Origin of the sequence: Variovorax sp. PDC80 (assembly GCF_900115375.1) — a bacterium.
GTDB lineage: Bacteria > Pseudomonadota > Gammaproteobacteria > Burkholderiales > Burkholderiaceae_C > Variovorax.
Genome location: NZ_FOWG01000001.1, coordinates 124099 through 133707 on the forward strand (window position 1 = coordinate 124099; position 9609 = coordinate 133707).

A 9609-nucleotide genomic window follows, 5' to 3' on the forward strand; every position below is an offset into this window, starting at 1 on the left:
AAACCAACGACATCGGAGACCCATGACATCCAGCCATCGCGACATCGTCCTGGCCGTCGCCGCCTGCATCGCCGTCAGCGCCACGCTCGTGGGCTGCGGCGGAGGCGGTGGCGGCAACGGCTTCCTGCTGCCCATCTCGGGCAACCCGCCGCCCGCGCCCCCACCACCGCCGCCCCCGCCACCCGCTCCACCGCCATCGAGCGCCGCGCTGAGCTGCGAGCAGCTGCCGGGCCTCAGCGTACCGGCCGCGGCCATCGGCCTGCCGACCTCGGGCGCCACCGTCACGGCCACCAAGACCGTGCCGGCCGCCGGCACCGGCGTGGCCGCGCTGCCCGAGTACTGCGAGGTGTCGGGCAAGATCTCGCCGGTCGACGCCAGCGCGCCCGACATCCGCTTCACCGTGGCCCTGCCCACGAGCTGGAACCGCAAGGTCGTGATGTTCGGCGGCGGCGGCTTCAACGGCAGCATTCCCAGCGTCAAGGGCAACGTGCCCAACGGCCCGGTCGACCAGCCCGTGCCGCTGGCCCGCGGCTATGCCACCTTCGCGAGCGACTCGGGCCACCAGGCCAATGCGCTCGGCTCGCAGGACGGCCGCTTCGGCCTCAACGACGAGGCCGTGCGCAACTTCGGCGGCGATGCGCTCAAGAAAACGCACGACGCGGCGCTCGCGATCGTCCAGGCACGCTACGCGGCCAGCCCCTCGAAGTCGTACTTCGCGGGTGGCTCCACCGGCGGGCGCGAGGCCGTCACCGCCATCCAGCGCTGGCCCGCCGACTGGGACGGCGCCATCGCTTGGTACCCGGCCTGGAACGACGCCGCCGCGCTGCTCGGCGGCCACCGCATGAGCCGCGCGCTGGCGCAGCCCGGTGCCTATCCCAATGCCGCCAAGCGCGAGCTGCTCTACAACGCCGCCATGGAGGCCTGCGACGCGCTCGACGGCGTGGCCGACGGCCTGATCAGCAACCAGACCCTGTGCAACGCGCGCTTCGATCCGGCCACCGCCATGCTCAAGGGCGCGCCCGTGCGCTGCGCGGGCGGCGCCGACACCGGCAACAGCTGCCTGTCGGATGCGCAGATCGCGGCCATGAAGAGCATCAACACCGCGACCAACTTCCGCTTCGCGCTCGCCAGCGGCGAGACCCAGTACCCGGGCTACAACATCTGGGGCGCCGATCCCGGCATCAGCACCTGGACCTCGCCGCTCGAGCCCACCGTGACCTTCCTGGCCTTCGGCAGCGCGCAGCCCACGCGCCCGATGCCGGCCAACGCGCCCTACATCAGCGTGCTGACCGACCAGTGGATCAAGTACTCGGTGACGCGCGACGCGAGTTTCGATTCGCTCTCGCTCGACCCCGAGGACCCAGGCCCCTGGGCCAGCCGCATCAGCGCGCTGAGCACCCAGCTCGACGCCAGCACCGACATCTCGGCCTTCAAGGCACGCGGCGGCAAGCTGCTGCTCGCCCACGGCCTGGCCGACGTGCTCGTGAGCACGCGCGCCACCGAGCAGTACTACCAGCGCCTGCAGTCGCGCTGGGGCCCGTCGGAGGTCGACGGCTTCGTGCGCTACTACGAGGTCGCGGGCCTGGGCCATGCGGTCAGCAGCGTGTTCAACGCCACCTGGGACTCGCTGACCGCGCTCGAGGGCTGGGTCGAGAAGGGCACCGCGCCGAGCAACCAGGTCACGACCGACACCGCCGGCGTGCCGGGGCGCACGCGGCCGCTGTGCGACTACCCGAAGTGGCCGCAGTACAAGGGGTCGGGGGACGTCAATCTGGCGGGGTCGTTCCAGTGCGTGAACTGAGGCGCTGACAGGCGGCGGCTCAGCGCGGGCGCACGAAGCGCTCGCGCGCCGCCTCCACCGCCGCGCGGCAGGCGCAACCCTCGATATGGTCGTTGACCAGCCCCATCGCCTGCATGAGCGCATAGAGCGTAGTCGGGCCGACATAGCTCCAGCCGCGCTGCTTCAATTCCTTCGACATGCGTTGCGACGCCGGCGTGGTCGGGTTGGCGCGGTAGTAAGCGATGTCGACCACGGCCGGCCGATCCTTCGGGGCGGGCTCGAAGCGCCAGAACCAGGCGCCCAGCGAGCCGGCCTCGGCGATCAGTTCCTGCGCGCGCTTCGCGTTGTTGATCGCCGAGACGATCTTCGCGCGGTTGCGCACGATGCCGGCATCGGCCATCAACCGCTCGATGTCCTTCTCGCCGAAGGCCGCCACCTCGTCGATCTCGAAGTTGGCGAAGGCCGCGCGGAAGGCCTCGCGCTTGCGCAGGATGGTGATCCAGGCCATGCCCGACTGGAAGCCCTCGAGGCAGATCTTCTCGAACAGCGCGCGGTCGTCGCCGACCGGGCGGCCCCATTCGTGGGCGTGGTAGTCGGGCATCTGCGGGTGCCAGGCGCAATGGCGCTGGCCGTCGGCGGACTGGATCAGGCCGTCGTCGGCGGCGGGAGAGGCATCGGGTGCGAGGTCCATGGGGGTGGCATTCTCGCGAAGTGCGCTCGCGCGTGCCTCGCCGGTTCCGGTCTTTCTATTCACGCCGGCTCGCGTGCAACCGCCCGGCCACGTCGCGCATCGCCCACGCCCCCACCGAGGCCATGAAGCCATCGGCCGCGCGCAACTGGTCCGCCGCGATCCATTCGTCGGGCTGATGCGCCTGCGCGATGAAGCCCGGCCCGCACACCACCGTCGGAATGCCGGCCTGCTGGAAGAAGCCCGCCTCGGTGGCGAAGGGCAATTCGGCTTCGGGCCACAGCGCGCCGAGCGTGCGCGCGATCGAGACCGCTGGCTCGTTGCCCCGCGCCGACAACGCGGGCACGCCCGCGACCTGCTCGGCCTCGACCTTCACGCCCGCGGGCAGGGCCGCGAGGATGCGGTGCACCGCAGTGCGCACGCGCTCGGCCGCGGCTTCGTCCTCGGGGCGGAATTCCCACAGCACCTCGCAGCAACCGGGCACGATGTTGATCGCGCTGCCGCCATCGATGCGCCCGACATTGAGCGTGGCCCGCTGCCCTTGCCGATCGAGGCTGCGGCGCAGCCGCGCCAGACGCGTGACCAGATGCGCCGCGGGTTCGATCGCGCTGGCGCCGAGCGAGGGATCGCTCGAATGCGCGGCCAGCCCGCTGAACAGCGCGCGATGGCCGAAGAAGCCGCGGTGCCGCACGCCGATGCGCATGCCGGTGGGCTCGCCGACGATCGCGAGCGCGGGCGCCTGCACGCGCGCCTTGAGGCTGTCGACGAGGCGCGGCACGCCGAGGCAGCCGATCTCCTCGTCGTACGAGAACGCGAGATGGATCGGGCGCTTCAACCTGTCGCGCTGCCATGCGGGCACGGCCGACAGGCAGGCCGCGATGAAGCCCTTCATGTCCGCCGCACCACGGCCATGGAAGCGGCCCTCGCGCTCGACCAGCGCGAAGGGCTCGGAGCGCCACGACTGTCCCGCCACCGGCACCACGTCGCTGTGCCCCGACAACACCATGCCGCCCGCCGCATCGGGACCGATGCGCGCGAGCAGGTTGGCCTTGCGGCCATCGTCGCTGCGCACGAGGTGCACATCCGCGCCGTGGGCCGCGAGGTAGTCGGCCACCCAGTCGATCAGGTCGAGGTTGGAGCGCTGCGAGGTGGTGTCGAAGGCGACCAGCGCGCGCAGGATCTCGACCGTGGTCATGCCGGCCCTATCCGGCCAGGCCGATGCGGATGCGCCGGTTGTGCTGCCCCTTGTTCTCGATCTTCAGGATGCGCAGCGGCGCCGACTGCGAGGTCTTCGTCAGGTGGGTGCCGCCGCAGGCCTGCCGGTCGAGGCCCGCGATCTCGATGATACGCGTCATGCCGTCGTCCTGGCGCGGCGGCGCGACCGAGCGGCTGCGCAGCAGGCCGGGCTCGCGCGCGAGTGCGGCCGCATCGAGGTACAGCACGTTGACCGGCAGGCCGTCGCCGATCAGCGTGTTGAGTTCGGGTTCGAGCGCGCGCAGCGCGTTGTTGTCGGCCGCGGGCAGGTCGAAGTCGATGCGCGCCGTGCCGTCGGCCGCCATCTGCACGCCGGTCACCAGCGAGCCCTCGAAGCGCTGGTAGACCAGCGCATTGAGGATGTGCAGGCCCGTGTGCAGCTGGCTCATCAGGAAGCGGAACGCGGAGTCGACGTTCGCAACGACACGCTCGCCGGACTCGGGCGCGGCCTCGCCTTCGGCCAGGTAGTGCCAGGCGTTGGCGCCTTCCGTCTCGATGCGCTCCACGCGCAATTCGCGGCCCTTCCATTGCAGCGTGCCGCGGTCGCTCAGTTGGCCGCCACCGCCCGGGTAGAAATACGAGCGGTCGAGCAACACGGCGTTGGGGCGGCGCGCGATCACGCCCGCTTCGAAGCGCAGGCAATCGGGGTCTAGATGGCAGAGATAGGGTGACATCGGATCTTCGGTCTGACGGAGGGACTAGGAAAACCGCCGCGCGGTCACGATGCCGATCAGGATGATCGCGCCGCCGGCGAACTCGGTGAGGCTCAGGTACTCGTGGAACAGCCAGCCACCGAGCACCGTCGCGATCACGGGCTGCACCAGCAGCGTGATCGAGGACAGCGCCGCGGGCAGCTTGGCCAGCGCATAGGCGATCAGGCCTTGCCCGCCCACGTGCGACACCAGCGCCAGCGCGAGCAGCATCAGCACGCCATGCAGCGTGTGCGGCAGCAGCGATTCGCCGCGCAGCAACGCGACCGGCAGCAGCACGACCAGCGTGCCGAGACTGCTCCAGGCCATCACGCTCATGGTGCGGTGGTTGGAGCGCACGAGGCTGACCGCGAGCAGGTAGCTGCCATAGAACACCGCCGACAACAGGCCCAGCAGGTTGCCGGCCATGCGGCCCGAGCCGAAGTCGAGCCGGTGGCCGATCAGGAGGAAGGCGCCGGCCAGCGCGCACAGCATGCCGGCGAGAAAGCCGCGCCTGAATTTCTTGCCGAGGAAGAGCCGCGCCCCGAGCACCACGAAGATCGGCGCAAGGTTCGCGAGCAGGTTCGCATTGGCCAGCGTGGTCAGGGTCATCGACCAGTGGTAGAGCGCGAGGTTGCCCGAGAAGATGAAGCCGACCAGCACCAGCTTGACCGGAAACGCCGCCACGGCCCGGGGCGCGGGTTCGGCGCGCGCCGCCAGTGCATCGAGCAGGAAGAAGACCGGGATCGCGAGCGCCACGCGGTAGACCGCGCTGGCCGTGGGCTGCAGCTCGCTGTGGCGTAGGAACACGCCGCCCAGCGCCAGCGCGGCCGCGCCGAACAGCAGCGCGGCAAAGGAGAGGAACTGGCCGCGCGTGGCGGCGGGAAGCGCGAGGGTCGTGGTCATGGAGCGTGCCGTGGCGGAAAGGCCGAAGCCGTGGCACGCATCCTGGCCGGCGTTCGCGCCGGCGTATTGGCGAAAATTGCGAGGAGCGCTCAGCCCTTGCGCGCGCGCACGTACTGCAACGGCGTCATGCCGAAGGTGCGCTTGAAGTGCCGCGTCAGCGCGCTCTGGTCGTAGAAGCCGCTCGCGATCGCCGCATCGGTCAGCGGCCGGCCCGCCGCGAGATGGCCGATGGCGGCCCGGATCCGCAACTGCGTGAGGTACGCATGGGGCGTGAGGCCGATCGTGCGGTTGAAGGCACCGATCAGCTGGAACGGCGTGAGGTCGGCAACGGCCGCCATCCGCTCGAGGTTCAGGTTCTCGGCGTAGGCGTCGTGCAGCAGTTCGAGCACCGGCGCGAGAACGCCTGCGCCTCCGGGCATCGGCAGCGCGCGCTGCCCGGCAAGGGCATGGCGCTCGAACAGCGTGCCGAAGCCCTGCACGAACAACTCCTGCCGGCGCAGCGAATCACCGGGCAGGCCGTCGCCGTCGAAGGCCTGGTGCAGCGCGAGGAAGCTGTCGGCGAGCTGCCGATCGTCGATGGTGTTCGATGCGAAGTAGCGAGTCTGGTCCAGACCCAGCGAGTTCATCAGGTGCCTGATGCCCGCATCGGCCAGATAGAAGGAGCGATAGCGCCAGCGCTCGCTGCCCGCCATGCGCCCCGAATGCGGCTCGGCCGGATTGAAGACCAGCAGCGAGCGCGGCTGCGCGACGCCGGTGCGGCCCCGGCTCGTGAACTCCGAACCGCCGGCCTCGGTGACCGCGATCACGAAGGAGTAGTGCACATGCGGTGCGTACTCGTGGGTCCTGAAGTCCGCGTGCAGCAGGTCCATGCCCGGCAGGTCGGGGGCATGCCAGTAGCGCGAGGTGTTCAGCGGATCGAGCTTGGCCATCTGCGCGAGATTCGATCACCTCCGGCGAAGAAAGTCGAGACGCGAGCCCACGGCCCGGCATCAGAAGCTGGCGTTGAGATTGAACCCCAGCGCCACCTTGGCGGTGCGATAGCCCTGCGGCTTGCGGATGGGCGCGCCGGCGAAGAAGTCGTAGCTCAGCCGGGCCCACTGGCCGCGCACGCCGACGACCGCGCCCGCCAGGCTGCGGCCCAGGAGATCGACGGTCGAGCGTCCGCCCACATGACCGTAGTCCATGCCCGCGTAGAGTTCAACGCCGCTCGGGCCGCCGCCCCAGGGGATGGCCCAGCCGATGTCATTGCGGATGAGCCAGCCGCGCTCGCCCATCAGGCTGGTCTCTCCGTCGAAACCGCGCACCGTGTAGCGCCCGCCGATCGCGAAGCGATCCTGCGGCGTCAGCGGCGTGCGATTCCATTGGGCGCGCACCAGGCCCGAATAGCGCAGCCTCTGTTCGCCGAGCTTGAACGGAGCGCCGAGGCCGATCTCGGCCGTGTAGAGCTTCAGCCGCGAGGTGCCTTCGCCGAACTCCTCCTCCGGCGCGGTGCGCGAGCCGAAGCCGCCGGTGCCGCGCTTGTAGGCCAGCGTACCGTCGAGTGTCGCCTCGCCGATGAACTCCTTGTGGTTCAGGCTGGCCTCCCAGCCGCCCACCACGCGGTGCTGCACCTCGACCTCGGTGTCGTCGACGAAGTTGCGCGACTCGCGGCGCCAGCCCTTGATCGCCAGCGTGGTCTTGCGCTGCTGGTCGCGGTAGATCAGGCGCGAGAGCTTGATCTCGGCGTTGTTGGTCTTGCCGGCGTAGATGTAGTCCTGGCTCAGGCCGGCCACGGTCTGGTGGTACTGGCTGTTGGAGGCCGTGAAGGCCAGCATCCAATAGCCATGGGGCAGCGAGTAGTGCACCGTCTGGCCTTCGGTGCCGTAGCGCGGCTCCGAAAGGAAGTGGCCGTTGATGCTGTGGTTGGCGTTGAGGTAGAAGAGATCGTTGAGTCCCAGGGGGTTGTCCAGCGACAAGGTGACACCGGCCTGGTTGCGGCCCGTGGCCTCGGTGCCGCTGTCGTCGAGGTTGAAGCTCAGGCGCCATATCCTCGACTGGACGTACTTGACGACGAGGTCGCTGTCGCCGGGCCTGGCATCGGAAGCGGCGGAAGGCTCAATCTGGATGTCGGCCTCGGCGGTGGGCGCGCGCTTGAGGTTCTCGAGCCCCTGCTCGATGTCGCGCAGGTTCAGCAGCTCGCCAACGCGCACAGGGATCGCGGTGGCCAGCAGGGCGCCCCCGCCGAGCAGAGTCGGCGAGGAATCCGGTGCGAGGCGGATGGCGGCGATGCGGCCGGGCACGAGCGACAGCGTCAGGGTGCCGGTGGAGAGGTCTTGCGGCGCGGCCAGCACACGGCTGGTGACGAAGCCGCGCGCGATGACGGCCCGCTGCGCGCGCGCGAGCACGACGTTGACGCCGGCCGTGCCGAGGCAGCGGCCCAGCGGCGAGTCGTTGTCCTCGGGGCCGGACAGGTCGGCGATGGCCCACTGGAAGCGTTCGGACTGCTCGCCCGCCAGCAGCACACGATCGATGCGAAAACACGGAGCCTCGGCCTCGGGGATGCGTTGCGTGGGCGCTGGAGGAGCCGCCTGCGAACGCTGGTCAACGCTGCGTTCGTTCTGCTCGCGCAGGGCGCGTTCACGCTCCTGCTGACGCTGCTGCTCGACGAAGGGTTGCGGCGTGGCAGCGAGCTGCGCGGAAGCGAGCAAGGGCAAGGTGGCGGCCACCGCCGCCGACAGATGCTTCTTCATGGCGACGGCGCTCAGCGCGCGGGTGCCGGGCAACCGGGGACGGGCCTGGACGCCACCGGTTGAGGCGCATCGGGGTCCGTCGCGTCCATCACCGCGAGGCGGCAGGACATGCCCTTGCCCCAGATGAACTCCACCGCGTAGGCGCGGTCCGCCTGAGGCGTGAAGCGCACGACCTCCGGTCCGCAACTGCCGTGCTGAAAGGCGATGTTCGCGCCGCCCGTGCTCCATTTACCGATGCCGCGAACCTGGATCGGCTGCCCTGGCGTCGCCTCGTGAACCAGGAAGGGCTCGGCTCCCGAGCCCACGCGCGTGGCCCGCGCGATCCACGGATAGACGACGCCGTGGCCCGCACTCGCCGCGGCGCCCAAGTGCTGGAAGCCCTCGCAAGGCGCCTCGGCGGTGCTGACTGCGTACTGGGCCGCGGCCGATGCGGCAGCGACACCGGGTGTGCGCAAGACAAGCTTCGTGCTGCCGGGCTCGACGCTTTTCAGTTCGTAGTAACCGTCGTTGGCGCGGATATCTTCCAGCGCGGCTTGCGGGTTGATCTGCGAATAGGTGCAGGAAGCCAGCAGGAAGGCTGCGGGCATCGTGACGAAGAGAAAGCTCCCTGAATAGCTCATTGTTTTACTCCCGAATTTCCAAGATTTCCGGTGTCACGTAGCCTTAGGCCGTCATGACGCCGGGATGGGCCGTGGTGCCTTTGACTGCCTTTCGTGGCATCGGGCACCGTCGCAGAATCGCTCAGACAGTGGGCAAGTCGGCGTCGTACGCGCGCATGAAGGCGTACGGTTCCTCGTACTTCGCCAACGGCTGGATCGGCAACCACTCCTTCGGGATGTAAGGCGTGTCGACTTCGACCTCGTACCCGGCTCTCCAGGCGATCTTGGCGTACATCGTTGCGTGCGTACCGATGAAAAAATGGGTATAGCCAAATTCCAATTGCTTGTTGCGCACCTTTGCCATTTTGGGCGAAGTCAGGTCGGCCAAGGCTTCTTCAATGCCAGCTTTATCACCCCGAGCCAGTGCTAGATAAAACCGCTGATCGACCATGAATCGTTTGAGTCCGGCTGGCTGTGCATCGAGCTGTTCCTGCGCACGACGACCCAACTCCTCCCACTCACCTCGCAATGCCAATGTCATCTGGTAGTGGCGAAAGAAGTGCTTTCGGAGATCGCTTACCTCTTTGATTGCTTGCTGGCTCCTTACCTTAAAGCTCGCCCAGAAATTTATCAGAGGAGCATGATCGCTCATCAAAACAGTAAAAAAATCTTGCTCCCACAATACTCCGAACTCATTGGCCTCTTTTTTTCGAATGTATTGAAGTCTGCTGGCGACGTAGCAGTCTTGCTTGAATGAAAAAATATCGTGCCCACCAAACCAATCAACCATCGCCCGAGCCGTATGAATGCTTTCCAAATGTCTCATACAGCCATCACGATTTCCCCGTCCTTCTTCAATAAGAAAAAGAGGATGAAATTTTTTGTCAAAATTAAAAAAATCTGCAGCATGCCCACGCGCATGCTCCAATCCATCACTCACGGCCTGTTGGTAATTTTCACTCAT

Annotated in this window: 9 protein-coding genes; 1 reads left to right on the top strand and 8 read right to left on the bottom strand. The window is 68.1% G+C overall.

Annotation, left to right across the window (positions count from 1 at the left end; translation table 11 throughout):
* Positions 1-22: 22 nt before the first annotated feature.
* A complete protein-coding gene (locus tag BM109_RS00590) occupies positions 23-1801 on the top strand; it encodes a tannase/feruloyl esterase family alpha/beta hydrolase (protein ID WP_256222236.1) in 1779 nt (592 codons plus the stop codon).
* Between the two features lie 19 nt (positions 1802-1820).
* Here BM109_RS00590 and BM109_RS00595 read toward each other — a convergent pair whose 3' ends face one another.
* The 8 genes from BM109_RS00595 to BM109_RS00630 form a co-directional block, all read right to left on the bottom strand.
* Complete coding sequence (locus tag BM109_RS00595; protein ID WP_093339566.1) at positions 1821-2471, bottom strand: DNA-3-methyladenine glycosylase I; 651 nt, start codon at positions 2469-2471, stop codon at positions 1821-1823.
* A gap of 55 nt (positions 2472-2526) precedes the next feature.
* Entirely contained in the window at positions 2527-3663 is a 1137-nt protein-coding gene (gene argE / locus BM109_RS00600; protein ID WP_093339568.1) for an acetylornithine deacetylase, read from the bottom strand.
* Positions 3664-3670: 7 nt separating this feature from the next.
* Positions 3671-4396, bottom strand: a complete 726-nt coding sequence (locus BM109_RS00605; RefSeq protein ID WP_093339571.1) for an alanyl-tRNA editing protein — start codon at positions 4394-4396, stop codon at positions 3671-3673.
* Between the two features lie 24 nt (positions 4397-4420).
* On the bottom strand, positions 4421-5317 hold the full coding sequence (locus BM109_RS00610) for a DMT family transporter (protein ID WP_093339574.1): 897 nt from the start codon (positions 5315-5317) through the stop codon (positions 4421-4423).
* An 89-nt stretch (positions 5318-5406) separates the two neighbouring features.
* Complete coding sequence (locus BM109_RS00615; protein ID WP_093339576.1) at positions 5407-6246, bottom strand: AraC family transcriptional regulator; 840 nt, start codon at positions 6244-6246, stop codon at positions 5407-5409.
* Between the two features lie 60 nt (positions 6247-6306).
* Positions 6307-8046, bottom strand: a complete 1740-nt coding sequence (locus BM109_RS00620) for a ShlB/FhaC/HecB family hemolysin secretion/activation protein (protein WP_093341184.1) — start codon at positions 8044-8046, stop codon at positions 6307-6309.
* 11 nt (positions 8047-8057) lie between these two features.
* Positions 8058-8666, bottom strand: coding sequence for a hypothetical protein (locus tag BM109_RS00625; RefSeq protein ID WP_093339579.1), 609 nt, complete (start codon positions 8664-8666; stop codon positions 8058-8060).
* Positions 8667-8787: 121 nt separating this feature from the next.
* Entirely contained in the window at positions 8788-9609 is an 822-nt protein-coding gene (locus BM109_RS00630) for an Imm49 family immunity protein (protein ID WP_093339581.1), read from the bottom strand.